25 protein-coding genes are annotated in these 22,939 nt (G+C 55.7%); 13 read left to right on the top strand and 12 right to left on the bottom strand.

Translation table 11 applies throughout. From position 1 onward, the window contains the following. Window positions 1-48 precede the first annotated feature (48 nt). Genes tilS through H7A79_RS12785 form a run of 3 tightly spaced genes read right to left on the bottom strand, consistent with a single transcriptional unit; the run spans window position 49 to window position 3,450 of the window. Window positions 49-1,389 carry a tRNA lysidine(34) synthetase TilS gene (gene tilS, locus H7A79_RS12795; protein WP_187000463.1) on the bottom strand — a complete coding sequence of 447 codons (1,341 nt, stop codon included), beginning with the start codon at window positions 1,387-1,389 and terminating at the stop codon, window positions 49-51. Window positions 1,390-1,445: 56 nt separating this feature from the next. Beyond that, window positions 1,446-3,248 carry a Na/Pi cotransporter family protein gene (locus tag H7A79_RS12790; RefSeq protein ID WP_187000462.1) on the bottom strand — a complete coding sequence of 601 codons (1,803 nt, stop codon included), beginning with the start codon at window positions 3,246-3,248 and terminating at the stop codon, window positions 1,446-1,448. A gap of 43 nt (window positions 3,249-3,291) precedes the next feature. After that, window positions 3,292-3,450 carry a hypothetical protein gene (locus H7A79_RS12785; protein WP_187000461.1) on the bottom strand — a complete coding sequence of 53 codons (159 nt, stop codon included), beginning with the start codon at window positions 3,448-3,450 and terminating at the stop codon, window positions 3,292-3,294. Between the two features lie 85 nt (window positions 3,451-3,535). On the opposite strand from H7A79_RS12785, the gene H7A79_RS12780 reads away from it, so the two are divergent. After that, a complete protein-coding gene (locus H7A79_RS12780; protein ID WP_187000460.1) occupies window positions 3,536-3,790 on the top strand; it encodes a hypothetical protein in 255 nt (84 codons plus the stop codon). A 52-nt stretch (window positions 3,791-3,842) separates the two neighbouring features. Here H7A79_RS12780 and H7A79_RS12775 read toward each other — a convergent pair whose 3' ends face one another. The 5 genes from H7A79_RS12775 to H7A79_RS12755 all read right to left on the bottom strand — a co-directional run bounded on the left by H7A79_RS12775 (window position 3,843) and on the right by H7A79_RS12755 (window position 7,034). Then, on the bottom strand, window positions 3,843-4,805 hold the full coding sequence (locus H7A79_RS12775) for a peptidoglycan DD-metalloendopeptidase family protein (protein WP_187000459.1): 963 nt from the start codon (window positions 4,803-4,805) through the stop codon (window positions 3,843-3,845). A 152-nt stretch (window positions 4,806-4,957) separates the two neighbouring features. Continuing rightward, the gene (locus H7A79_RS12770) at window positions 4,958-5,617 is read right to left on the bottom strand and encodes a protein-L-isoaspartate(D-aspartate) O-methyltransferase (protein ID WP_187000458.1); all 660 of its coding nucleotides are present in this window, start codon (window positions 5,615-5,617) and stop codon (window positions 4,958-4,960) included. Next, complete coding sequence (gene surE / locus H7A79_RS12765) at window positions 5,617-6,369, bottom strand: 5'/3'-nucleotidase SurE (protein WP_135034135.1); 753 nt, start codon at window positions 6,367-6,369, stop codon at window positions 5,617-5,619. The genes H7A79_RS12770 and surE overlap by 1 nt, the downstream gene beginning before the upstream one ends. Before the next feature lie 132 nt (window positions 6,370-6,501). Continuing rightward, on the bottom strand, window positions 6,502-6,813 hold the full coding sequence (locus H7A79_RS12760; protein WP_187000457.1) for a hypothetical protein: 312 nt from the start codon (window positions 6,811-6,813) through the stop codon (window positions 6,502-6,504). After that, window positions 6,810-7,034, bottom strand: coding sequence for a hypothetical protein (locus H7A79_RS12755; RefSeq protein WP_187000456.1), 225 nt, complete (start codon window positions 7,032-7,034; stop codon window positions 6,810-6,812). Before H7A79_RS12755 ends, H7A79_RS12760 begins: the two co-directional genes overlap by 4 nt. Before the next feature lie 65 nt (window positions 7,035-7,099). Between H7A79_RS12755 and H7A79_RS12750 the strand changes: the two genes are divergently transcribed. From H7A79_RS12750 to H7A79_RS12740, 3 genes are all read left to right on the top strand, one after another. Continuing rightward, the gene (locus H7A79_RS12750; RefSeq protein ID WP_187000455.1) at window positions 7,100-7,435 is read left to right on the top strand and encodes a helix-turn-helix domain-containing protein; all 336 of its coding nucleotides are present in this window, start codon (window positions 7,100-7,102) and stop codon (window positions 7,433-7,435) included. Between the two features lie 633 nt (window positions 7,436-8,068). Beyond that, window positions 8,069-9,223: an FAD-dependent monooxygenase gene (locus H7A79_RS12745; protein ID WP_187000454.1), complete on the top strand. Its 1,155-nt coding sequence runs from the start codon at window positions 8,069-8,071 to the stop codon at window positions 9,221-9,223. A gap of 321 nt (window positions 9,224-9,544) precedes the next feature. Then, window positions 9,545-10,255 (top strand): hypothetical protein, encoded by a 711-nt coding sequence (locus tag H7A79_RS12740; protein ID WP_187000453.1) that lies wholly within the window; start codon window positions 9,545-9,547, stop codon window positions 10,253-10,255. Between the two features lie 111 nt (window positions 10,256-10,366). Here the strand turns inward: H7A79_RS12740 and H7A79_RS12735 are convergent, their stop codons facing one another. Next, window positions 10,367-11,239, bottom strand: a complete 873-nt coding sequence (locus H7A79_RS12735) for a pirin family protein (protein ID WP_187000452.1) — start codon at window positions 11,237-11,239, stop codon at window positions 10,367-10,369. Between the two features lie 43 nt (window positions 11,240-11,282). Continuing rightward, a complete protein-coding gene (locus tag H7A79_RS12730; RefSeq protein ID WP_135034127.1) occupies window positions 11,283-11,516 on the bottom strand; it encodes a DUF896 domain-containing protein in 234 nt (77 codons plus the stop codon). Between the two features lie 183 nt (window positions 11,517-11,699). On the opposite strand from H7A79_RS12730, the gene H7A79_RS12725 reads away from it, so the two are divergent. Next, entirely contained in the window at window positions 11,700-12,062 is a 363-nt protein-coding gene (locus H7A79_RS12725; protein ID WP_135034126.1) for a winged helix-turn-helix transcriptional regulator, read from the top strand. A 315-nt stretch (window positions 12,063-12,377) separates the two neighbouring features. Here H7A79_RS12725 and H7A79_RS12720 read toward each other — a convergent pair whose 3' ends face one another. Continuing rightward, on the bottom strand, window positions 12,378-13,034 hold the full coding sequence (locus tag H7A79_RS12720) for an OmpA family protein (RefSeq protein WP_187000451.1): 657 nt from the start codon (window positions 13,032-13,034) through the stop codon (window positions 12,378-12,380). Window positions 13,035-13,295: 261 nt separating this feature from the next. On the opposite strand from H7A79_RS12720, the gene glyQ reads away from it, so the two are divergent. The 8 genes from glyQ to glyS all read left to right on the top strand — a co-directional run bounded on the left by glyQ (window position 13,296) and on the right by glyS (window position 21,389). Continuing rightward, window positions 13,296-14,198 (top strand): glycine--tRNA ligase subunit alpha, encoded by a 903-nt coding sequence (gene glyQ, locus H7A79_RS12715; protein WP_135034124.1) that lies wholly within the window; start codon window positions 13,296-13,298, stop codon window positions 14,196-14,198. A 79-nt stretch (window positions 14,199-14,277) separates the two neighbouring features. Next, a complete protein-coding gene (gene msbA, locus H7A79_RS12710) occupies window positions 14,278-16,134 on the top strand; it encodes a lipid A export permease/ATP-binding protein MsbA (protein WP_187000450.1) in 1,857 nt (618 codons plus the stop codon). A gap of 163 nt (window positions 16,135-16,297) precedes the next feature. Further along, a complete protein-coding gene (locus tag H7A79_RS12705; protein WP_135034122.1) occupies window positions 16,298-17,131 on the top strand; it encodes a glycosyltransferase family 2 protein in 834 nt (277 codons plus the stop codon). Window positions 17,132-17,133: 2 nt separating this feature from the next. After that, window positions 17,134-18,210 (top strand): glycosyltransferase family 2 protein, encoded by a 1,077-nt coding sequence (locus H7A79_RS12700; protein WP_187000449.1) that lies wholly within the window; start codon window positions 17,134-17,136, stop codon window positions 18,208-18,210. 288 nt (window positions 18,211-18,498) lie between these two features. Continuing rightward, window positions 18,499-18,819: a RhuM family protein gene (gene rhuM, locus H7A79_RS12695; protein ID WP_187000448.1), complete on the top strand. Its 321-nt coding sequence runs from the start codon at window positions 18,499-18,501 to the stop codon at window positions 18,817-18,819. A gap of 86 nt (window positions 18,820-18,905) precedes the next feature. Further along, window positions 18,906-19,064 carry a hypothetical protein gene (locus H7A79_RS12690; protein WP_246407928.1) on the top strand — a complete coding sequence of 53 codons (159 nt, stop codon included), beginning with the start codon at window positions 18,906-18,908 and terminating at the stop codon, window positions 19,062-19,064. After that, window positions 19,061-19,111 carry a hypothetical protein gene (locus H7A79_RS12685; RefSeq protein ID WP_353663647.1) on the top strand — a complete coding sequence of 17 codons (51 nt, stop codon included), beginning with the start codon at window positions 19,061-19,063 and terminating at the stop codon, window positions 19,109-19,111. Before H7A79_RS12690 ends, H7A79_RS12685 begins: the two co-directional genes overlap by 4 nt. A gap of 217 nt (window positions 19,112-19,328) precedes the next feature. After that, window positions 19,329-21,389, top strand: coding sequence for a glycine--tRNA ligase subunit beta (gene glyS / locus H7A79_RS12680; protein WP_187000447.1), 2,061 nt, complete (start codon window positions 19,329-19,331; stop codon window positions 21,387-21,389). Between the two features lie 715 nt (window positions 21,390-22,104). On the opposite strand, the gene H7A79_RS12675 is transcribed toward glyS, so the two are convergent. Next, complete coding sequence (locus tag H7A79_RS12675; RefSeq protein ID WP_135034119.1) at window positions 22,105-22,935, bottom strand: CorC family transporter; 831 nt, start codon at window positions 22,933-22,935, stop codon at window positions 22,105-22,107. Window positions 22,936-22,939: the final 4 nt, after the last annotated feature.

Here is a 22,939-nt window from a genome sequence, read left to right as displayed (position 1 = left end):
AGACAGAAAAGGTAAAGCGTTCGTCTATGGCTTTCTGACACTTTACCTTTACTTTGGTTCCAAAATAAAGCAATTAAATTTATCAAAAACAGGGATAGCCCCGTTCGGGCTGCTATGATGAACGCTAACCCGGATATTGGCAATAGCCGCGCAGCGGTTGCCGCTGTCGGCCACCACCGGCCAATAGCGCCTTGCAAACGGCGGCACTTTGCTTTCTTGTAAAACTTTCCAAACATTTTTACGACCAATGGTCGTTTGAATCACATCTTCGGCATTTGCCGCCCGAATCACGCACTCTTCATTTAACAATTTCTCACACATTCCGAACGAATGCGGTTTAAGGGTAAAACCGTTTTCAGGCAGTATATTTTTCAGACGGCCTGTTAAAACCGCGCCGCCCGCAACCCAGGGCAGCGTGTCTTGCCAGCCTGTTTTTTGGGCAAACAAGGTATCGCGGTAGGCATGGATTTTTCCATGCGGCAGCGGCCACTCTGCCGATACCGTTTTCATCGTGCCCAACACCCGCGAAAAATCGGCGGTGCTTTCTGCGGCAGGCACACCCAGCCCGTGCAGTTTGGCAAAATGCAGCAGCTGTTGGCGGCGGCGTGCTCCGCTCAGGGTTTTCCAGCGCGCAATACTGAATGCGCCGGCTGCGCAGATATAAGCGTAATCCTGCTCCACAATTTCGTTGAGCAGGGTCAGCTCGTTTTGCAGCGAACCGATGCTGCGGACGATATGGCGGTCTAAATGCGGCACGCGGTTGCGCCATTGCGGCAGCGCTTCGTGCCGCAGCCAGTTGCGCAGAAATGCCGAATCGCCGTTGCTGCCGTCTTCCACATAAGCCAAGCCCTGTTCGGCTGCATAGCTTTCGAGGGTTTCGCGCGACTCCTCCAGCAGCGGCCGCCAAAGCTCGATGCGCCCGCCCAGCGGCCGCCGCTGCGGCATGGCCGAGAGCGCGCGCAGGCCGCCGCCCCGCAGCGCGGCCAACATAAAGGTTTCCACTTGGTCGTTTTGGTGGTGTGCCAATGCCAGCACATCGCAGCGGCCGTCTGAAAATACCCGGTAACGCTGCCTGCGCGCTTCTGCTTCGATGCCCAAACGGCTGTTATCCGCCACGGTTACTTTTTCCAGACGCAGCGCAATGCCCCATTCCCGGCACAGGTTGCGGCAGAAATCTGCCCATTCATCGGCACAGGCATTCAAACCGTGATGCACATGCACGGCACTCAACGCAAAACCGAAGCGCGGTTGCAGGGCGGCGAGAAGGTGCAGCAGCACCACCGAGTCCAAGCCGCCGCTCAAACCCGCTTCGATACGGGTGCCGGCAGGAAAATCATGCGGCCAGGCGGCAGCCAGGCGTTGCTGTAACGGATGCAGGGCAGTGTTCATAGATTGGGGACGACAAAGTAAAAAAGGCCGTCTGAACGTTTCAGACGGCCGGTATTTTACACAAATGCGGCTTCCTGCCGCTCTTGCTCTTTGCGGGCGGGCTGCGCGCCTGTAAGATTGATGATTTCCTGCACGCCCAAGCCGATGCGGCGGGCGTAGTTGATGTCGTTCATCAGCGATGAAGTTTCCCAACCGCCGATTTCTTTTTTGCGCAGTTTTACCAGCGTGCGGGCGCGGAAATTTTCCAATGTGTCGATATGTTTCGACAGCAATGCTGCCTGCCCGAACCATTCTTCCGAATAGGCAGCCAGCGCGCTGATGCGGCGGAACAGCACCAGCGTTTTAAACAAATGGCGGCGCAGGCGCATATAGTCGCGGAATGCGGGTGAGTCGGGCTGTTGCAGGTGCAGCTGCATATTTTTCTGCAGGTGTTTGCTTTCTTTAACGATTTCTACCATTTGAAACGCCGCTGTATAAGCAGTGGAAAGCTGTTGCTGCTGCTCTTCGCCTTCCATGTCTATTTTGCTGGCGAAATCCAACACTTCGCTATAGAGCGGCTTAATCTGGCTTTCATACAGCGCCTGCGCATCCAGGTTCAGCGGAGGTTTGGGCGGCTGCAGCGCTTCATCGGCATCGGTTTGCTCTTCATAAAGTTTCTCCACCGGAATAAACAAAACGTGGCAGATGGCCTCTAAACTCACCGCGTTCAGATGGCCTATTTCTTTAAACACCGAGCGGATTGCCGTTTCGCCCGAGCGCAGCATATTGTGGTTTAAATGCAGCGCGCGCACCGGCTCGTGCCCCTCCGGCAGCAGGTGCGCGCGCTCTTCTTTTTCCGGCAGCCATTTGATTAACTGCGCCGCCAGCCTGTTTTGCAGCTTCCAAAACACCGCCAAACCCAAGCCGTTGAACAAGGTGTGGAACAAGGCCAGTTGCAGCAGGCCGCCCATGCCGGTCAGTTGCGCGGTGAACGTTACCAGTTTGGTGAGCGGCAGCCACAGCAGCAGCGACAATACCGCCGTTACCGCGTTAAACAATAAATGCGCCAATGCCAGCCGCTGGCCGCTGCGGTCGCTGCCGAGCATACCCACAAACGCAGTGGAAATGCTGCTGCCCACATTGGAGCCGATGGCAACGGCAAACCCCTGCGCCACGCTTATCTGCCCCGCCGCCAACGCCGCCAATGTTAAAATCAAAGTGGCATGCGAAGACTGCAAAACAATGGTTAAAAACAGGCCGATGGCGCTGAAAATGGCGATTTCCGCCACCCCACCCGCGTTTACAGACGAAAAATCCACCTGCCCGCCCAGGGTCTGAAAGCCGTCTTTAATCGCATCGACACCCAAAAAAATCAAGGCGATGCCCACCAAAACGCGGCCTATGGTTTTGCCTTTGCTGTTGATCAGCCCGGCCAGAATGCCAAACACCAACATCGGCACGGCCACGGGGCTCAAGCTGATGCTCTGCCCTGCTGCCGCCAGCAGCCAAATGCCGCTGGTCGCCCCCAGATTGGTGCCCAAAATCACCGCAATGCCGCCCGCCAGCGTAATCAGCCCGGTGCTCAAAAAAGCAATGGTCAGCAGCGAAACCAAAGTGCTCGACTGCAAAATAAAGGTTGCGCCGATGCCGAACAGCAAGCCTTTGGCAGGCGTGGACGTGCTTTTCGCCATCAGCCGCTCCAATGTGCCGCCCGCCGCGTTGCGCAGGCCTTCTTCGATACACTGCATGCCGAACAGAAACAGCGCCAGGCCGTAACACAGCTTCAGCCACGGCGCGCTGTACCAGAAACTGTATGCCAGCACCGACAGCGCTGCGGCGGCCAGCATCCATTTCACCTGATGGTTGTTTACTTTTTTCATATTCTTCCCGCTTCTCCCGAGCCGCGCACAAACCCTCTCTTCTTCAGACGGCCTGCGGCACAAAACCCGCCATGCCGGCGGTTGCGGCAGACAAGGCCGTCTGAACAGCGGCACAGCGCACAAACCGCCTCTGCCGGGCATCACCGCCTTTGGCTGCGGCGGCGGCGGGGCAAACCGGCTGCCGCACGCTTCCCACACCCAATCAACCGATAAACAGCCCCGCACCATTTTCACAATATGCCACACCGCCCCTGCGTGCCGCACATGGGCGAAAAGACAGGGGGCGGATGAAACAAAGCCTAAATTTCCGCATCATTACGGGCCGTCTGAACGGTATCGAAAATCAGGAAGCCCACGATGGCCGGCCCACTGCGTTTCTTTTGCAGCCATTCCGCGCCTTAACTCAAAAACCAAACTCAAAAAACGGTTTTGCCGGCCGGACGGTGAAAATCGGCTCCATGCCGTATATACCTTATGCAGCTTGCCGTTTTGCCGGAAATGCGAATGCATTACATACATTTCATCGCGGCATTTTAACATAAGCAAACAAAAGGCCGTCTGAAATTTTCAGACGGCCGCCTGTGCCGGCAAGGTTTAAAATGCAACGAATTGGGTCGGATTCACAGGCTTACCGTTTTGGCGCACTTCAAAATGCAGTTTGGTGCGGTCGGCATCGCTGCTGCCCATACGGGCGATGGTTTGGCCGCGCTTGACGGTTTGCCCTTCTTTCACCAGCAGGTTTTGGTTATGGCCGTAAGCCGTTAAAAAGGTGGGATTATGCTGCACAATCACCAAGTTGCCGTAGCCGCGCAAACCCGAGCCGGCATACACCACTTTGCCGTCTGCGGCGGAAACCACCGCCTGCCCCGCCTGGCCGGCAATATCAACGCCTTTGCTGCTGCCGCCGAAGGGAACAATGATATTGCCCGCAGTCGGGCGCTGCCAAACGATGCCGGACACCGTGCGCACGCCGCCGGTGGATACCGTGGGGGTTTTGGCGGGGCTTGCGGCCTGCGGGCTCCGCGCGTAATCGGCATTGGAAGGTGCAGGGGTGGTGGCGGCAGAAGCCGAAGAAGGCGGCACGGCGGGTTTGGACGCTGCCGTTGCCGCCGGCGCGGAATAGCCGGCCGGTTTCACGCGCAGGTTTTGGCCTACGCTGATGGTGTTGTCGGCACTAAGATTGTTCCACTCGCGCACATTGTCTTGGGTGATGTTGTAGCGTTTGGCAATATTGTAAACCGTGTCGCCCCGCACCACGGTGTGTGTGGCGGCATGGATATCGACCGGCGCATTGGAAGGAATATAGGCACCGCCGCCCGATGGAGCGGCCGCCGCCGCAGTTGCAGGCGGCGTGTAAGGCTCGGGGGCGGCAACGGCGCCCGCCGCATTCGGATCGTAAGGCGCGGCACCGTAGGGGTTGCTCTGCGCCGATGTGCCGGAAGCACCCGATGCCGCTCCTGCGGTTACGGGAGCAGCAGGCTGCTGGAACCATGAACACGCGCCCAGCATCAATACCAAAACTGCCGTGCCGGTGCGGAATGCGGTTTTTTTCAACATATTTAGATGACCTTCTGTTTTGTTTGGTTTAAGTGTGGAATCGGGGCATATCATAATCAAATTATGCCTCTTTCTACAAGTTTTTACGTGTTAAGAAGCGTGGAGAATGCAGGCTCGGCGCGCCGGCGGCATTCAGACGGCCTCACGGGCATTCACTCCCCCGCCCCGCTCACCAACGGCACGAAATTGGCTTCCTGCACACAGGTTTCGCGGTAGCCTTGCGGTGTTTTTTCAATCAGCCACAAATATTGTATACCGCCCTCATCGAGCGGCAACACCATGCGCCCGCCGATGGCAAGCTGCTGCAGCAGTGCCAGCGGTATTTCGGTGGGCGCGGCAGTAACGAGAATGCCGTCAAACGGCGCCACTTCGGGCAGCCCCAAATAACCGTCGCCGCACACCAGCCGCGCTTTGGCCAGCAAACCGGCCGCACGCAAATGCTGTTTGGCACGCTCGTGCAGCGGGCGCAAACGCTCCACCGAGAAAATTTCCGGCAACGCCAGCGCCAACAGCACGGCCGTCTGATAACCGCAGCCGGTGCCGATTTCCAGCACGCGCCGCATATTTTGCGGGGCATCTCCCAATAAAAGCTCCGTCATTCTGGCAACCGTGTAGGGCTGGGAAATGGTTTGCCCCAAGCCCAGCGGCAGCGACATCTCATCATAGGCACGGGTTTGCAGGGCTTCTTCCACGAAAAGATGGCGCGGCACCCGGCTCACCGCCTGCAATACCAACGGCCCGATGCCCATCTGCGAGAGGCGGTCGGTCATGCGGCGGCGGCGGTTTTCAAAGCCTGTCCAGTTGGTGTGCATCAGGGCATCACTCCCTGCCAGAATGCTGCCACGCCGGCCGTGGTGTGATAGTCGGTCAAGTCGATTTGCAGCGGCGTAACCGTGATATAGCCCGCTTCGCTCTCGGCGAAATCGGTGCCGTTTTCACGGTCGGAAACACTGCCGGCCGGGCCTATCCAATAAACCGCTTCGCCGCGCGGGTTGCGCGCGGGCACCACGCTCTGCACATGGTGGCGGCGGCCCAGGCGGGTAATTTTGCAGCCCTGGATATCTTCGGGCGCAACGGCGGGAATGTTTACATTCCACAAAACCGGCTGCCGGGGCGGGTTTTTCAGCAGGTGCGACAACATCGTCCAGGCGGCTTTTTCGGCGGTTTCCCAATAACGGCCGCCAGAGTCATTCAGCGAAAAGGCCACGGCGGGAATGCCCAGCAGATAGGCTTCGGTGGCTGCGGCCACCGTGCCCGAATAAAGGGTGTCGTCGCCCATGTTGGCGCCGTTGTTGATGCCCGATAAAACCAAATCGGGCTTGAACTCGGGCAGAGCGTGCAGGGCAAGGTGGATGCAGTCGGTGGGGGTGCCGCTCACATAATAAAAGCCGTTGGCGGCTTCGCGTATGTGCAGCGGGCGGTCGAGCGTGAGCGAATTGCTCACGCCGCTGCGGTCGCGCTCGGGCGCCACCACGCGCACATTGGCAAACTCTGCCGCCACCCGCGCCAGCACGGCAATGCCGGGCGCGAGATAGCCGTCGTCGTTGCAAATCAAAATGTTCATAATCAACCTTGTTTTCAGACGGCGTGAATTTTACCGATTGCCTAGCTAAGTGTCTATTTTTCAGAAATATAATACAAGGCCGTCTGAAACTTTTTTCAGACGGCCTGCCGGTTGCCCCTGCCGGTATATTCTTTAATATATGCTTGCCCGGCAATAAGCGATTTTTTCTTTTTTCAGCTTGTATTCGTTCACCAATTTTTCACGCTGTGCTTCGGCGGCTTTACGTTCTTCGAGCGGGGCACCCCAAGCGGGGTCTTTCAGGCTGTTTCTTTTATTTCGGTATTCTTCTTCCAATTGTTTGCACAATTTCTCGTTTTGCTCCAGCTCGGTTTTGAAAGCAGTAAAATCAGATTCGGAAATTTTACTGTATGACCGGTTGTCAATTCTCAGGGTTTTGCCATCTTCCGACAGCACTACCGGAATCACACCAATGCCTATATTCATCCCCATCTCCCCTTTCTCACCCAAATCCAGCACACGGCCTTGTTTCTTGTTTCTAAAAAATCCGTTTCTTGCAATATATTTTCATTAAGCAGATAAGTTTTACCGTCTTCTTGGGTGACAGGAACATCACTGCCCTCATCTTTCCATAAACCCACATAACGGTCGAAAGATTCGCCCGGGCAGGCCAGCAGTGCCGCCGGTATAAACCATAAATAACGCATATAACATTCCCAAATTGGTTGATTATTAATGGATAAAAATACAGTAATACAAAACAAAGTCCGGCATGGACATCCGATATGCAATCCGTTTTCTGCACAAGAAAAAAGGCTGGACGCAACAACAGCTTGCCGATTTTTCCCACACATCGAAAAGCAATATTTCCAACCTTGAAAACGGCAACCAGGGCTACAGCCCCGCCATGCTCCAATATCTGGCGCAGGCTTTCGGCTGCCCCGTTTCGCAAATCTTTTTGCCGGCCGAAGAGTTGGCCAAACAAAACAACCCGCCCGATCCCGACTGGCAGAAAATGCCGGCCGGGCTTCTGTTTATGCAGCTTCCCGAAGACATGCAGCCGCTGTTTAAAAAACTGTTTGTCGAAATCATCACACAACGCCGATAAGGCTTTCAGACGGCCGAATGCTTCGATAAAGCAGCCCGGCGGTATCCGCACCGCCGCACGGCAGACAGAGCCGCGCCAAACGGGCAGGCACCGCGCAGCCATTTCTCCGCAGGACGGCTTTATCCGCCGTTGTCGGCCTCGCCAGCCCGCCGCCCGCGCAGGCGGCAATTTAGGTGGGAACCTATGTGTATGAAAATATTTAAGTATCGATTAAAAATACAGATACCGGGTGTTGGAATTTCCGTCTGCGCGGGCAGCGGGCTGGCGAAACCAATGACGGCATGTAAACCTTTCAGACGGCCTTAGGGCTGTTTTTCAAAAGCCCCAAGGGTAGCCCCCCCGCGTTGTTTGCATTTTTCATTTTTTCCTGAAAACCCGTTTTAGGGCTTTGAGAGCTGTTTGGAAACGCCAAAAGCACGGCAACGCCGCGCGGTTTCCGGCCGCCATCGAAAATCACGAAACCATCGTTACGGCAAAACAAAAGCCGTTCGGCGCAGGTGCAAACAAGCCGGCTTTTTCTACACTTCAGGCCGTCTGAAAAGGTTTTCATACGGCTCAAGGTATGGCTGCACAAGCCTGCGGCCGTCTGAAACGGGTATAATCGGACAACCCCACTATCTGCATCAATCTGTTATGGACTACGAAATTGTGATTATCGGGGGCGGCTTGGTCGGCGCGGCGGCAGCGGTTGCGCTCAAACAGCAGGGGCGCGGCGTTGCCCTGCTGGAAACCCGTCCGCCCGCTGTTGATGATGATGCCGCCAAAAGTGGCTGGGATGCACGCATCTATGCCGTCAACCCTGCCAACCGCGCCTTTTTGCAGTCGCTCGGCGCGTGGCCGTCTGAAGAGCGCGTGCAGGCGGTGCGGCGTATGGACGTGCGCGGCGACAACGGCGGGCACATCGAATTTTCGGCCGCCGAAGCCGGCGTGCCGCAGCTTGCTTCGATTATTGAAAACCACGGGCTGCAGGCCGCGCTGTGGCGGCAGGTGCGCGCGCTCGGTATCCCCGTGGTTACCGAAGCCGCCGCATCGCTGTCTGCCGGTGTTCAGACGGCCTCGCTCACCCTGCAAAGCGGTAAAACACTCACCGCGCAGCTGATTGTAGGCGCCGACGGGGCCAATTCCTGGGTGCGCGCGCAGGTTGGGATTACCGTTAAAGAAACGCCTTACGGCCAACACGGCGTGGTGGCAAACTTCCACACCGAGCTCGACCACGGCGGCACTGCCTTCCAATGGTTTGCGGGCGGCGATGTGCTGGCCTATCTGCCGCTGCCCGGCCGTAATATTTCTATGGTTTGGAGCACAAGCAAACCTGAGCGGCTGACTGCGCTCCCGCCCGAAGAATTGGCCGCCGCCGCAACCGAAAAAGGCGGCGGCGTACTCGGCAAACTCACCGCACCCTCGCCTGCGTTTGCCTTTCAGTTGGTGATGCGCCGCCCCGAAACCACCGTGGCGCAGCGCGTGATGCTGATCGGCGATGCCGCCCACACCGTGCACCCGTTGGCGGGGCAGGGCGTGAATCTGGGCTTCGGCGATGTGGTCGAGTTTGCGCGCATCAGCCGCCACGCGCCTGATGCAGGCGCACACCAGCTGCTGAAACGCTATGCGCAAAACCGTTTGGAGCCGGTGCGCACCATTCAGCTCGGCTGCGATGCCCTGCTGCGCCTGTTCGGCACGCAAACCTTCCCCGCCCTGCCCCTGCTGCGCAATGCGGGGCTGAACCTGGTGAATGCCGCGCCGCTGCTGAAACACCGCTTAATCAAACACGCAATGGGTTTGCCGGGCTGAAACCAAGCCGGTTTTCCAAAGAAAACGATAAATCGCCGATGCATTTTGCCGCGCGGCAGCCGCTTGAAAAATAAATGTAAAGCGGCAAACCTCGGCAGTATGGCAAAGCGGCCGGACTGTATGTGCGCCGGCGTGCCGACTGCGCCGAACGGCAAAGAACAGGACAAAAGCAGTATTCTGCCGTCCAAAAGAAGCGGAACCTGCCTGCGGCTGCTGGTGTTTTGGATTGCCGCTTTTGATCGATTGGGTGCAGTTCCATGAAAACTGCCGCAATACGCGCCACTTTTACCTAAAATGAAAGCATATCGGAATTTATTTTATATGGCGTTTAAATCTTGGTTTGCCGCCGCATTGCTGCTTTCTCCACCGCTTGCGGCACAAGAGATAAAAGCAGAAATTTTAAGCAGAATGGCGGTTTCACCCGCCGAGCTTGCTGAAATTTGCCGGCAACTGCCCAAATGCGATAAAGATTCAGGTGGGTTATTCAAACGAAAATCGCCGGAAGCATACTATTTTATCGACCACACCCCGCAGCTTGCCCGCTTCACGAAAGGCTCGGCTTACCAACTCAAACAACGGTGGGATTTTGCCGATTATGTTCACGGCAGTGAAATTACCCGGGCAGCAAGCGATCCCCGCCTGTCTATCCACTCCGCGCTTTATCCGCTGGGCAGAGGGCAATGGGCGGTTGCGCTTATCAAAGGGGCTCCCGACTGGTTTTCGGGCGGCGCCGCCACAGAAGAGAAAGCAGATTTCGTCCAACTCAATTCAGACGGCAGCCATCAAGTTGCCTTAAAAGATATTCCCTTTTATTACAGTTTGACGGTAAAGGCCTGTTTTCAGGAGGATGAAGAAACCCAGATACTGAAAACTTCCTATCGGAACACCGGCAAACCCTATTATCAATGGCAGGCAACCTATACTTTCACGCAATGGCCCACCCATACCCCCGAAAACAAAGCAACTGTTTACACAGAAAAGCAGCAGCTTGTGCCGTTTGAACCACCCGGCCTGCGCCCTGATGCCCGATAACGTTCTGTGCGGTTTTGCCATAAAAAGGCCGTCTGAAAACGGTGATACGGTTTTCAGACGGCCTAGATTACCGGATATTCTTAATTACTGAATATTCTTGATGGCCGGATATTAATGAATGCTGCCGAAGCGGCCGCTGTTGAAATCATTCACGGCTTGGCGGATTTCTTCGGCGGTGTTCATCACAAACGGGCCGTAACCCACCACCTGCTCGGCAATCGGCACGCCGGAGAGCAGCAGGATTTTCACTTCTTCACTGCCTGCGGCAATGCGCACTTCGCCGCCGTCTTTTTCAAAGCTCACCAACCGGCCTGCACCCGCCTGCTCTTTGCCGTTGAAGGTTGCGTTGCCGCGCAACACCACCAGCGAGAGGCTGTGGCTTGCAGGCACGTTGATAACGGCTTCTTTGCCGGCATTCACCACCACATCCCACACGTTCATTTCGGTAAACGTTTCGGCCGCGCCTTTCACGTTTTCATGCTCGCCGGCAATCAGGCGCAGGTGGCCGGCCTGATCGGGAAGCTGCACCACGGGGATATTGTCTTTGGCCAGATGCTGGTAGCGGGCGGGGGTGTTTTTATCTTTGGCGGGCAGATTCACCCACAACTGCACCATTTCAAACATTCCGCCGTTTTTGCTGAACGCTTCTGAGTGGAACTCTTCGTGGATAATGCCCGCGCCGGCAGTCATCCACTGCACGTCGCCTTCTTTAATCACACCGCCGCCGCCGCTGGAATCGCGGTGCGCCACCTCGCCCTGATAGGCGATGGTTACGGTTTCAAAACCTTTGTGCGGGTGTTGGCCGACACCGCGCGGGCTGGAAATCCTGCCCGGCTCGAACACGCGCGGGGCGGCATAATCGAGCATCAGAAACGGGTCGGTGCCGCGGTCTTCGCCCATGTGGGAAAACAGGGGCTGCACCAGAAAGCCGTCTCCCACCCAGTGTTGGCTGTCGGCACGGTAGATTTGTTTCACATTACGCATTTCGGTTTCCTTTCGGTAGGTTAAATCATCATTTATTCGATTGTTACTGAACCTGCATTCCCGCAGCCTGTGCTTCGCGCAGCTTGGCGGGGGTAACATCGTTGCCCTCGGTGTCGATAACGGTCAGCGTGGAGAGCATATTGGTGAGCTGGCCGCACACTTTATCGATATAGGCCCGGCGCAACGCTGCGCGTTCGACCAGCTCCGCTTCGGTTAAGCCGGCGGTTTTGGCTTTGCGGGCCAATTCGTTGATGCGGTCTAATTCAGCGATACGCATAATGCGCTCCTTTCGTTTGGTTTGGCCGTCTGAAACCGTTTCAGACGGCCTTTGGGTTTTTCATTCATGCCCATAAATTTTTATAGGCTTTTTGTTTCGTTAGGCGTATTATACGCAATACAATTTTTCATAAAAGTACGCACATTTTTTATACTGTAAAACCCACCCTCCAAAGGAAGCAATATGAAACAACCTGCGCCCGAACACGAAACCTGCTGCCCCGTGGTGGCCACGCTCGATATTGTCGGCGGAAAATGGAAAGTGTTGATTCTGTATCACTTAAACACCCAAACCCGCCGTTTCAACGAATTGCAGCGGCTGATGCCTGCCGTTACCCAGCGTATGCTCACACTGCAGTTGCGCGAGCTGGAAAGTGACGGCATCGTACACCGCGAGGTGTATCCGCAAGTGCCGCCGAAAGTGGAATACTCCCTCACCGAGTTCGGCCTCACATTAATGCCCGTTATCGAAGCCATGCACCGCTGGGGGCAGCAATATGCCGCCGAATGTGTGAAACATCAAAAAACAGCAGACCCGGCCGTCTGAAAACAGCCCTGCCGTCAGTTTGGCATGGCGGGTGCTTTTATCATCCGCAGCTTCGCAAAAAACAGACAGGATGCAGAATATGCAACCGCAGCACAAAAGGCCGTCTGAAACGGGCATATAAATCCACCCCGCCGCCTGCGATGCCTGTTGCACCGTCTGTGGCGGCGGCAAACGTGCCCCGACCGACTATCCCAAAGGGAAACCCTGCCCGCCAAGCCGGACAAATAGACAGTGGCCGTCTGAAAAACCGAAAAGAAAACCAAAAAGCAAAAGCCCGGGCTTTTTAAACCCGGGCTTTCAAAAAGAAACAACGGCTTATTCCAGCACCACTTCCACACGGCGGGCTTCGGCATTGTTGCCGCTGCCGGTGGCGTTTTCGGGTTTGCGCATCTCGATTTGCGACTCGGGCACGCCCAAGCCCAGCAGCGCATCGCGCACGGCGAAAGCGCGTTTTTTAGACAGTTCTTCATTTTTTGCGCGGTTGCCGGTGGCATCGTGAAAGCCTGAAATAACGGCTTTTTTGCCCTCTTTCGCGCCGTCCAGCACATCTTTCAGGGCTTCTTCGGCATTGGCCGCCAAATCGGCCTTGCCGGTGGCAAAGTAGAATTTCACCACACCGTTTTCAACCACGGCCTGCGCGCCCTCGCCCGCTGCAACGGTTTCGGTGTCGGCCAGAATCTGCTCGGCAGCGGTGCCGGATGCGGCAGCCCCGCTTTCGGCTTCAGCGGCAGGTTCGGCGGCCAAAACTTCAGAAGTTTCAAAATCCTGCATTTCGGGCGCGGAAGCTGCCGCAACGGTTTCTTCAACCACCACCGCCGAGGCCTCTTGTCCGTAGCCCGGCGAGCCTTCGATTCTGCCGTTTTCCCAACCCCAAACAGCGTAAAAAAGAACCGACAATACCGACAGCGCCGCCGCACCGCCTGTAATCCATAAACCGATGCGCTGTTCTTTGTGGCCGTTGTTGTCCGACATTTGCTTTTCCTTTGAATATGAATAGATTACGGATAGATACAAAACCTGCGGCATTATAGCGGAAAAATTTATGGTTGGCACAGGGCTGCAAACCGCAGAGATAATGCCGCCCAGTTAGAAACGGCAATGCCGCGCCGCATCCAAACTTCCGCCAGGTATCTGAAAATCCGTGCAAAGCAGGCACCGCCGCAAGCCTACACAAAACCCTGCCGACACAGTAAAATGCCAGCTTTTGCGATCATCCGAACCTCGGCAAACATCATGCTCACCTTCCAACAAATCATTTTCAAACTGCAAACGTTTTGGGCCGGCAAAGGCTGCACCATCATCCAACCTTTCGATATGGAAGTGGGCGCGGGCACCAGCCACCCGGCCACCTGCCTGCGCGCACTCGGCCCCGAGCCGTGGTTTGCCGCTTATGTGCAGCCGAGCCGCCGCCCCAAAGACGGCCGCTACGGCAACAATCCCAACCGTCTGCAACACTATTACCAGTTTCAGGTAGCCTTAAAGCCCGCGCCGGCCGATATTCAGGATTTATATCTGGATTCGCTGCGCGAACTGGGCATCGACCCCAAAGTGCACGATATCCGCTTTGTGGAAGACGATTGGGAAAACCCCACCCTCGGCGCATGGGGCTTGGGCTGGGAAGTATGGCTCAACGGCATGGAAGTTACCCAGTTTACCTATTTCCAGCAGGTGGGCGGCATCGACTGCTCGCCCGTGTTGGGCGAAATCACCTACGGCATCGAGCGTTTGGCCATGTATCTGCAAGGCGTGGAAAACGTGTATGACTTGGTGTGGAGCCTCACGCCCGGCGGCCAAACCGTTACCTACGGCGATGTGTACCACCAAAACGAAGTGGAGCAGTCGGCCTATAACTTCGAATACAGCGATGCCCGGTGGCTGCTGGAGCAGTTTAACGGCTACGAAGCCCAAGCCAAACGTTTGCTTGAAACAGACGCAGGCCTGGCACTGCCCGCCTACGAGTTGGTGCTCAAGGCCGGCCACACGTTCAACCTGCTCGATGCGCGCGGCGCGATTTCGGTAACCGAGCGCGCCGCCTATATCGGCCGCATCCGCGCCTTAAGCCGCACTGCGGCGCAGAAATTTGTGGAAAGCCGCGAGAAGCTGGGCTTTCCGCTGCTGAAACGGCAAGCCGCTTAAAACAGGGTTTTCAGACGGCCGCAAGGCTTACAGGCCGTCTGAAAACGCCTTGCAACATTTTTCAAACGGCCCGGACTTTATGATAGAAAAACTCACCTTCGGCCTCTTCACCAAAGAAGATTCGCATAACTTTATGCGGCTGATGAAATATGTGCGCCCCTATAAAGGCCGCATCATTTGGGCTTTGGCCGCCATTTTCGGTGTGGCCGCCACCGAAAGCTATCTGGCCGCCTTTATCGCGCCTTTGGTCAATCAGGGCTTCGCACCGCCCACCGCCCCACCCGAACCCTCCACCGCCACCGGTATCATCGCCGCCCTGCAAAACTGGAGAATGCAGTTCACCTATATGATTTGGGGCACGCCCGACAAAGTGTGGGTCGTGCCGGTGTTTTTTATCGTTTTGGTGATGATACGCGGCATCTGCCGCTTCGCCAGCACTTATCTGATGACTTGGGTTTCGGTGATGGCCATCAGCCATGTGCGCCGCGACATGTTTGCCAAAATGCTGCTGCTCTCGCCGAAATTCCATCAAGAAACGCCTTCCGGCCATGTGTTGATGAACATGGTTCAGATGGCCGAACAATCCATCAGCAACGCCAGCAATGTGTTTATCACCCTCACCCGCGACACGTTAATCGTTATCGGCCTGGTGTGTGTGCTGCTCTATCTCAACTGGCAGCTCAGCCTGATTGTGGCGCTGATGTTCCCGCTGCTCTCGCTGCTCTCGCGCTACTACCGCAACCGCCTCAAACACATCATCGCCTCCGCCCAGCAAAGCATCGGCACACTCAACAACGTGGTAAACGAAGTACACCAGGGGCACAGCGTGGTAAAACTCTTCGGCGGTCAAGAGCAGGCCGCCGGCCGTTTTGCCGAAGTAAACAACACCATCGTGAGGCTGGGCAAAAAAATCACCCAGGCCACCGCCGCCCGCTCGCCGTTCAGCGAATTAATCGCTTCTTTCGCCTTGGCAGTGGTGATTTTCATCGCCCTGTGGCAGAGCCAAAACGGCTACACCACCATCGGCGAATTTATGGCCTTTATCGTGGCCATGCTGCAAATGCTCGGTCCGATTAAAAACCTTGCCAACATCAGCATTCCCATGCAGACCATGTTTCTGGCTTCAGACGGCGTGTGCCAGTTTTTAGACAACGAACCCGAAAAAGACACCGGCACCCAAACCCTGCACAACGTTACCGGCCGTCTGAAATTCGAAAACATCGATGTGCGCTACCGCGCAGACGGCAAAAAAGCGCTCGACAACTTCAATCTCGACATCCGCCCCGGCGAGCGCGTGGCGCTGGTCGGCCGCTCCGGCAGCGGCAAAACCACCGTGGTCAACCTGCTGCCGCGTTTTGTGGAGCCGAGCGCAGGCGCGGTTTGGCTGGACGGTGCCAATATCGCCGACCTCACCCTGGCCAACCTGCGCGCGCAATTCGCCCTGGTGTCGCAAGACGTGTTTCTGTTTGACGACACCCTCTTGGCCAACGTGCGCTACGGCCGCCCCGAAGCAAGCGAAGAAGAAGTGCTGGCCGCGCTGAACGCCGCCAACCTGCAAGACTTGGTAAACCACTCGCCGCACGGCCTGCACCAACCCATCGGCGCCAACGGCAACCAGCTTTCAGGCGGCCAACGCCAGCGCGTATCCATCGCCCGCGCCATCTTGAAAAACGCCCCGATACTGCTGCTTGACGAAGCCACCAGCGCGCTGGACAACGAATCCGAACGCCTCGTGCAGCAAGCCCTCGAGCGCCTGATGCACGGCCGCACCAGCATCATCGTTGCCCACCGCCTGAGCACCATCGAACAGGCCGACCGCATCATTGTGATGGACGAAGGCCGCATCATCGAGCAAGGTTCGCATCAAGAGTTAATGAAAAAAGGCGGCTATTACGCCGCATTGAGCAATATGCCCAAACAAGCCGGCAACCCTTAACACCATGCGTTTCAGACGGCCTCGGGTTTGCGGCTGCTCATTCAAACACCGGGCAGGTTTGCATCGGTATTATTCAGAGGCCGGGAATAAAAGATCTGCAGAACAGCACGATATGTTGGCCTGCGTTTTGCAACATTGGCTTTCAGCATCAGGAGAGAATCAAATGAAGCCGTTTATCAGCATAGGCATATTGGCCTACAACAACCCCGTTTCCGAAATTTCCCGCTGTTTGGAAGCGGTTTTCAGCCAAACCTACGGCGCAGAAAATTTCGAGGTGCTTATCCGCAACCAAGGCAGCAGAAAGCTCGTGGCAGAGATGGAAACCCTGGCTGCCGCCAAAGGGTGGCCGGTTAAAATTTACGAAGGCGAAAATCTTGGCTTCGGCGGCGGCCACAACCGCATTTTTGCAGAAACATCCCCCCACTCTACCGCCTATCTCTGCATGAACCCCGATGGTTTTCTGCACGATCAAGGCTTGGAAAAACTGGTTGCCTTTGCCTGCAAAACCGATTGGCACGGCTTGGTCGAAGCCATACAGGAGCCGATCATGCACCCGAAAACATTCAACCCTGCAACCGGGCTGACCGGCTGGTGTTCGGGCGCATGTGTGCTGATTCCCAATGAAATCTATAAAAAAATACATGGTTTTGACGAAGATTTCTTTTTATATTGCGAAGATGTGGATTTATCGTGGCGGGCAAAAGCGGCAGGTTTCCACTGCTACACCTGCGCCGATGCGCTGTTTTTCCACTATGCCATGGAAAGGCAGTCGAGAGAGTCGGAAATCTGGCGTGCCGCCACTTGTCTCGCACATAAATGGCGTGCCGAAAAATTTCAAAACACAGCCTTGAATATATGGATGAAATATGTGGATTTGAGCAAAAAAGATTTGTTGCAGCAGCTTGAAAAAATCCCGCAACACTCGGTTGAAGAAGTGTTGAAAGCCAATCCCGATTTCAATAACGGCTTGCATTTCGCGCAGCCTATGTGGAGCTGAACATGAATCAAACCGTTTCTGTCGTTATCCGCACCATGCCCGGGCGCGAGCATTTTTTAGATAAATGCCTGTTTATTTTATCCGGCCAGCAACATCATGATTTAGAACCCATTATTGTTTCCCAATGCAAAACCCGAACAGATTCGTTGGAAAAAACCCGGCTGCTGATTGAGAAATGGCAAAAATACTACCCCAATATCCGCTTTTTACACCATGTATCGGAAGCCGATGCACGCTCGCTCAGCTTAAACATGGGCATGGAAGCCGCTACCGGAAGATATCTGGCCTTTTTGGACGATGACGACAAAGTTTATCCCCATCATTACCAACAGCTGGTTCAGGCATTGCAAAAAAGCAAATTTGCTTGGGCTTACAGCGGCATTGTCAGGGCAGATTTCAACAAAGACGGGCAACTGATATCACGCAGCTATCCTTTCTATCAAGGAGAGTATTCGTTTCACGAACATATGAAAAACAACTTTATCCCAATTCACTCTTTTGTGTTGGATAGGGAAAGGGCCGGCGGTCTCGGCACAGTAAATGAGCAGCTGTGCAAAAATGAAGACTATGAATTTCTACTGCGCCTGGCCTTTAGGCATGAACCGCTGCGTGTTCCGGGGCACAGTGCGGAATACTGCATACGCTCAGACGGCAGCAATACGATCTTATCGGGCGGTGCCGTAACTTCACACGAAGCCATGCAGAAAAGAGAAGCATGGCATGAAGCCGACCGCCAATTGTACCGGCTAAAAGTAAAACACTTCGGCTGGTGGGTAAAAGAAATCGACACCATTGCGGTCAATCGTATTTTCAACGGCAGCCCGGCAAACAGTTTGCCGGCCTCGCAACACCTGGCCGATATTTACCGTTCCCACACTTGGAAAATCATCCGCTTCGGTAAAAAAATCAATTGGGCAATGCGCGGCAGGCCGAAAAAACGCAACATTATTCCCCCAACAGCAGGAGCAGAGGCAGAATTATTCAAAATAATATTTTCACCGGCTTGGCTGCTGTTTAGCCCCCTGTATTGTTTGGAGCAGTCGGTGAGAAAACTGTTTAGAAAACAGCGAGTGAGCTAACGGCATTTTCAGACGGCCTGCATCATAACCGGCCGCATAGGCCGAGACCAAAACATACCTTAAGGCCGTCTGAAAAACACATCCGCAAACCATAAAAACGCTTATGAACAACCCCATCGAAATCTACCAAACCCCCGATGGCCACACCCATGTGGAAGTGCGCTTCGGGCAGGAAACCGTTTGGCTGTCGCAGACGCAGATGGTGCAACTGTTCGGCAGAGACCAATCTGTGATTTCCCGCCATATCAACAATGCGGTTGACAAAGGTGAAATCAGTGAAAAAGCAATATGCAAAAAATGCATATTGCTTCTGCCGACCGGCCGGTTACCTTTTATGACCTTGAAACCATTATTTCGGCGGGCTACCGCATCAAGTCCCCGCACGGCGTTGCGTTCCGCCGTTGGGCAACCGGCCGTCTGAAAGACTATCTGCCCAAGGGCTACACGCTCAACCAAAAGCGTTTGCAGCAGAATGCCGGTGAGCTGCATCAGGCTTTGGCGCTGATTCAGAAAACCGCCGCATCGCCCGACAACCATACAAAGCGGGCGCGGGCTGGTGGATATTGTCAGCCGCTACACGCAAACATTTTTGTGGTTGCAGCAATATGATGAAGGGCTGCTGAGCAAGCGGCTCGGCGAAAATGGCGGCACTCTGCCGACCGCAGCCGGACGCAGCATGCTTTGGCAGGTTAAAAATGCAATTGATACAGCGGGGCGAAGCCACCGAATTGTTCGCCCGCGAACGCGGCAACGGCCTGGAAGCCCTGTTGGGCAATCCGACACAAACCGTTTTCGGCAAAGCAGCCTGTCCCGGCATGGAGGCAAGGCCGCGCATTTATTGTATTTTGTCGTGAAAAACCACCCGTTTGCAGACAGCAACAAGCGCAGTAGTGCCTTTTGATTTGCCGATTTTCTACACCGCAACGGCAGGTTGCGGACAAACACGGCAACCCCGTGATTAACGACACCGAGCTGGCAGCTTTAACGCTGCTGGTGGCAGAATCCAACCCCAAACAAAAAGAAACTTTAATCCGCCTGATGATGCACATGCTGAATCAAGCCGTCTGAAAGCCTGTTGAAACCCTTAACCGAACAAACACAAAAAGAAAGCAACAACAATGACCCAAACCCTGTTAATCGAACTCTTAACCGAAGAGCTTCCCCCCAAAGCCCTCAATAATCTCGGCAACCACTTTGCCGCCTCCGTTGCCGAAGGGCTGGAAAAAGCGCAATTAACAGACGGCAGCGCCGGCTACACCGCCTATGCCTCGCCGCGCCGCCTGGCCGTGCAGGTAGAAAACGTGAAAACCGTGCAGGCCGACCGGCTGGTGGTAAAAAAAGGCCCCGCCGCCGCCCACGCCGTGAAAGACGGCAACCCCACCCCCGCCCTGGCAGGATTCGCCCGCTCGGCCGGCGTGGAAATTGCCGACTTGAAAATCATCCATGACGGTAAACAAAATGTTTATGCCCACGAGTTTACCCAAGCGGGCAAACCTTTGGGCGAACTGCTGGAAGACATTCTCAGCCAAGCGGTGAAAAAGCTGCCGATTCCCAAAGTGATGCGCTGGGGCAGCAGCACACACACCTTCGTGCGCCCCGTGCACGGGCTGGTGGCCATGCACGGCACAGACACCGTGCCCGTATCGGTGTTGGGGTTGCAGAGCCGCAACTTCACCCTCGGCCACCGTTTTCTTTCAGACGGCCCGATTGTGCTGGCCGATGCCGACAGCTACGCCGTGCAACTGAAAAACGAAGGCAGGGTGATGGCTTCGTTTGCCGAGCGCAAAACCGCCATTCAGACGGCCTTAACCCGGCAGGCAGTCCGCTTGAACGCCACCGTGGCCGCCGATGATGCCTTGTTGGAAGAAGTTACCGCGCTGGTGGAATGGCCGGTGGTGCTGGAAGCCGGTTTTGAAGAACATTTTCTCGCCGTGCCGCAGGAATGCCTGATTCTCACCATGCAGCAAAACCAGAAATATTTTCCGCTGCTGGATAAAAACGGCAGACTAATCAACCGCTTTCTGCTGGTTTCCAACCTGCAGGCCGAAGACCCTTCGCATATCGTTCGCGGCAACGAGCGCGTGTTGCGCGCGCGGCTGGCCGATGCCGAGTTTTTCTACAGGCAAGACCAAAAAACCACGCTCGAAAGCCGTTTGCCGAAATTGTCGCAAGTGGTGTACCACAACAAACTGGGCAGCCAGGCCGAACGCATCGAACGGCTCGCCGCCGTCAGCCGCCATATTGCCGCCGCCCTGGGCGCCGATGCCGATGCCGCCGAGCGCGCCACCCGCCTATCCAAAGCCGATTTGGTCACCGAAATGGTGGGCGAATTTCCCGAACTGCAAGGCACGATGGGCAAATACTACGCCCTTTCGGACGGCGAAACCGAAGAAACCGCCAACGCCATCGAGCAGCATTACCGGCCGCGCTTTGCCGGCGACCAACTGCCGGAAGGCAAAATTGCCACCGCCGCCGCGCTGGCCGACAAGCTGGAAACGCTGGTCGGCATTTGGGGCATCGGCCTGATTCCCACCGGCGATAAAGACCCCTACGCGCTGCGCCGCTCCGCCCTGGGCATTCTGCGTATGCTGATGAACAGCGATTTGAGCATCAGCGATGTGCTGCAAGCCGCTTATGCCGCCTTCCCCGCCGGCAGGCTGGCCGGTAACACGCTCGCCGAAGTGGCCGAGTTTATGCAGGCACGGCTGGCGGTGCTGCTGCAAAACGACTATCCGCAAGACGTGGCGGCCGCCGTGCTGGCCAAACAACCCGACCGCCTCAACGATCTGCCTGCCAAACTGCAAGCGGTGGAAGCATTTAAAAAACTGCCCGAAGCCGCCGCGCTCACCGCTGCCAACAAGCGTGTGCAAAACCTGCTGAAAAAAGCCGATATCCAACCGGGTTCGGTAAACGAAAGCTTGTTGCAGCAGGCCGAAGAGCAGGCCTTGTTTGCCGCTTCGCAAGCCTTGCAGCCGAAAATCGATGCCGCGCTGGCCGCGCAGGATTTTCAGACGGCCTTAACCGGGTTGGCCGCCATCAAACCGCAGGTCGATGCCTTTTTCGACAGCGTAATGGTGATGGCCGATGATGCCGCCGTGAAACAAAACCGCCTCAACCTGCTCAACCAGCTGGCCTCTCAAATGAACGCGGTGGCCGATATCGCGCTGTTGGGCGGCTGATACACTCCTGCCGGCACAAGGCCGTCTGAACCCTAAAACCGGGCGGTTTGACCAAACGGTTTTCAAGGGCGCAATCCTGTATTGCGCAGGATTGCGCCCTTTTCCATTCACGTCTTGCCCCGTTATCACGCCTTTGCCGTTATCACGGGTCTGAACCGAACGGCAAACCTGCCCCGACCGCCCGAAACGCCCTGTTTCCCAACCCCGCCGTACCGCGCGGTATCCGAAAAATATGTATCTCACCGTTTCAACATTTTCAGACGGCCGAAGCCCTTTATAAAACACTTTGAGGCCGTCTGAAAGGCTTCAACGCCATCATCACCATCCTTTCCGTATTCCCGCGCCGGCAGCAATAACGGCAGCAAGCCTTGTGTTCCTTTGGTGTTCCTTTGGTGTTCCTTTGGTGTTTTTGAATGTTGCCCAACCACGGCTTGAGAAAATGCGGGGGCTTTCCCTGCATCGGCCATACTTGTCGCGAGGCACGCTTTTCATTGGCGCAGAGTCTTTTCCAACGCCGTGGATTGCCGCCGCGTTCGCTTAAGCCGTCTGAAACGCCTGCCCGACCGTATTCCCGCTCAGGCAGCAACGGCGGTGTTGCGGTCGAGGGGGGGGATTTTCCGGCTTAATCTGAAGCAAAGCGGCCGCCGCGCACGCATAAAGGCCGTCTGAACAGCGTTTCAGACGGCCTTTCATACCAACGGAAAATTCAAACAGGCTATTCTTTCACCCGAGTTGCCATCAACGTGTGCAGCCTGCGGTTGTCGGCGCGGGCAACGGTAAACTGCAGGGAGCCTATCACCACTTTTTCGCCGCGCACAGGCAGGTGGCCGATTTCCTGAATCACCAGCCCGCCGATGGTGTCGGCTTCTTCGCTGCTGTAGGCAGTGCCGAAATATTCATTGATGTCTTCGATTTCGGTAACGGCGTTGATGCGGAAGCGTTCGGCAGAAACGGGGAAGATATTGTCGGCACTTTCATCGTCATCAAATTCGTCTTCGATGTCGCCGATAATCTGTTCGATGATGTCTTCAAGCGTTACCAGGCCGGAAATGCCGCCGTATTCGTCCACCACCACCGCCATATGGTTGCGCTGCTCGCGAAATTCCCTCAACAGGGTGTTGAGCGGTTTGCTTTCGGGCACAAACACAGGGGGGCGCAAGATGCTTTGCAGGTTGAACTGCTCGGGATTCAAGGCATATTTCAGCAGGTCTTTGGCGTGCAGAATGCCCAATACGTTGTCTTTGTCTTCGCCGATAACGGGAAAGCGCGAATGGGCGGTTTCGATAATGTAGGCGATGATGCGCTCCATGCTTTCGCCGGCCTTAATCACATCCATGCGGCTGCGGGTAATCATGGCATCGCGCACTTCGAGCTCGGAAAAATCCAGCATTTTTTCAAGGTGTTGCAGGGTTTCGCTGTCAAACACCTGCTGCTCGTGCGCCTGGCGCAGCAGGCTGACGACGTCTTCGGCGGAATCGGGGGCATCGCCCGAAATGCGGGAGATGATGCGTTCGAAAAAAGAAGGCTTCGACTGGCTGTCGTCCATTTTA

Origin of the sequence: Neisseria musculi (assembly GCF_014297595.2) — a bacterium.
GTDB lineage: Bacteria > Pseudomonadota > Gammaproteobacteria > Burkholderiales > Neisseriaceae > Neisseria > Neisseria musculi.
This window is presented reverse-complemented; position numbering and strand designations above follow the sequence as displayed.

Bases quoted from the DNA above. Each gene is read 5' to 3' on its own strand.
- H7A79_RS12705 (WP_135034122.1), top strand. From the start codon at position 16,298: ATGAAGCCGTTTATCAGCATAGGCATATTGGCCTACAACAACCCCGTT.
- H7A79_RS12740 (WP_187000453.1), top strand. From the start codon at position 9,545: ATGGCGTTTAAATCTTGGTTTGCCGCCGCATTGCTGCTTTCTCCACCG.
- H7A79_RS12730 (WP_135034127.1), bottom strand. From the start codon at position 11,516: ATGCGTATCGCTGAATTAGACCGCATCAACGAATTGGCCCGCAAAGCC.
- H7A79_RS12700 (WP_187000449.1), top strand. From the start codon at position 17,134: ATGAATCAAACCGTTTCTGTCGTTATCCGCACCATGCCCGGGCGCGAG.
- msbA (WP_187000450.1), top strand. From the start codon at position 14,278: ATGATAGAAAAACTCACCTTCGGCCTCTTCACCAAAGAAGATTCGCAT.
- H7A79_RS12720 (WP_187000451.1), bottom strand. From the start codon at position 13,034: ATGTCGGACAACAACGGCCACAAAGAACAGCGCATCGGTTTATGGATT.
- rhuM (WP_187000448.1), top strand. From the start codon at position 18,499: ATGCAAAAAATGCATATTGCTTCTGCCGACCGGCCGGTTACCTTTTAT.
- H7A79_RS12770 (WP_187000458.1), bottom strand. From the start codon at position 5,617: ATGCACACCAACTGGACAGGCTTTGAAAACCGCCGCCGCCGCATGACC.
- H7A79_RS12750 (WP_187000455.1), top strand. From the start codon at position 7,100: ATGGACATCCGATATGCAATCCGTTTTCTGCACAAGAAAAAAGGCTGG.
- H7A79_RS12745 (WP_187000454.1), top strand. From the start codon at position 8,069: ATGGACTACGAAATTGTGATTATCGGGGGCGGCTTGGTCGGCGCGGCG.
- H7A79_RS12790 (WP_187000462.1), bottom strand. From the start codon at position 3,248: ATGAAAAAAGTAAACAACCATCAGGTGAAATGGATGCTGGCCGCCGCA.
- H7A79_RS12725 (WP_135034126.1), top strand. From the start codon at position 11,700: ATGAAACAACCTGCGCCCGAACACGAAACCTGCTGCCCCGTGGTGGCC.
- surE (WP_135034135.1), bottom strand. From the start codon at position 6,369: ATGAACATTTTGATTTGCAACGACGACGGCTATCTCGCGCCCGGCATT.
- H7A79_RS12675 (WP_135034119.1), bottom strand. From the start codon at position 22,935: ATGGACGACAGCCAGTCGAAGCCTTCTTTTTTCGAACGCATCATCTCC.
- H7A79_RS12780 (WP_187000460.1), top strand. From the start codon at position 3,536: ATGAAACAAAGCCTAAATTTCCGCATCATTACGGGCCGTCTGAACGGT.
- H7A79_RS12735 (WP_187000452.1), bottom strand. From the start codon at position 11,239: ATGCGTAATGTGAAACAAATCTACCGTGCCGACAGCCAACACTGGGTG.
- glyS (WP_187000447.1), top strand. From the start codon at position 19,329: ATGACCCAAACCCTGTTAATCGAACTCTTAACCGAAGAGCTTCCCCCC.
- H7A79_RS12775 (WP_187000459.1), bottom strand. From the start codon at position 4,805: ATGTTGAAAAAAACCGCATTCCGCACCGGCACGGCAGTTTTGGTATTG.
- H7A79_RS12690 (WP_246407928.1), top strand. From the start codon at position 18,906: ATGCAATTGATACAGCGGGGCGAAGCCACCGAATTGTTCGCCCGCGAA.
- tilS (WP_187000463.1), bottom strand. From the start codon at position 1,389: ATGAACACTGCCCTGCATCCGTTACAGCAACGCCTGGCTGCCGCCTGG.
- H7A79_RS12755 (WP_187000456.1), bottom strand. From the start codon at position 7,034: ATGCGTTATTTATGGTTTATACCGGCGGCACTGCTGGCCTGCCCGGGC.
- glyQ (WP_135034124.1), top strand. From the start codon at position 13,296: ATGCTCACCTTCCAACAAATCATTTTCAAACTGCAAACGTTTTGGGCC.
- H7A79_RS12760 (WP_187000457.1), bottom strand. From the start codon at position 6,813: ATGAATATAGGCATTGGTGTGATTCCGGTAGTGCTGTCGGAAGATGGC.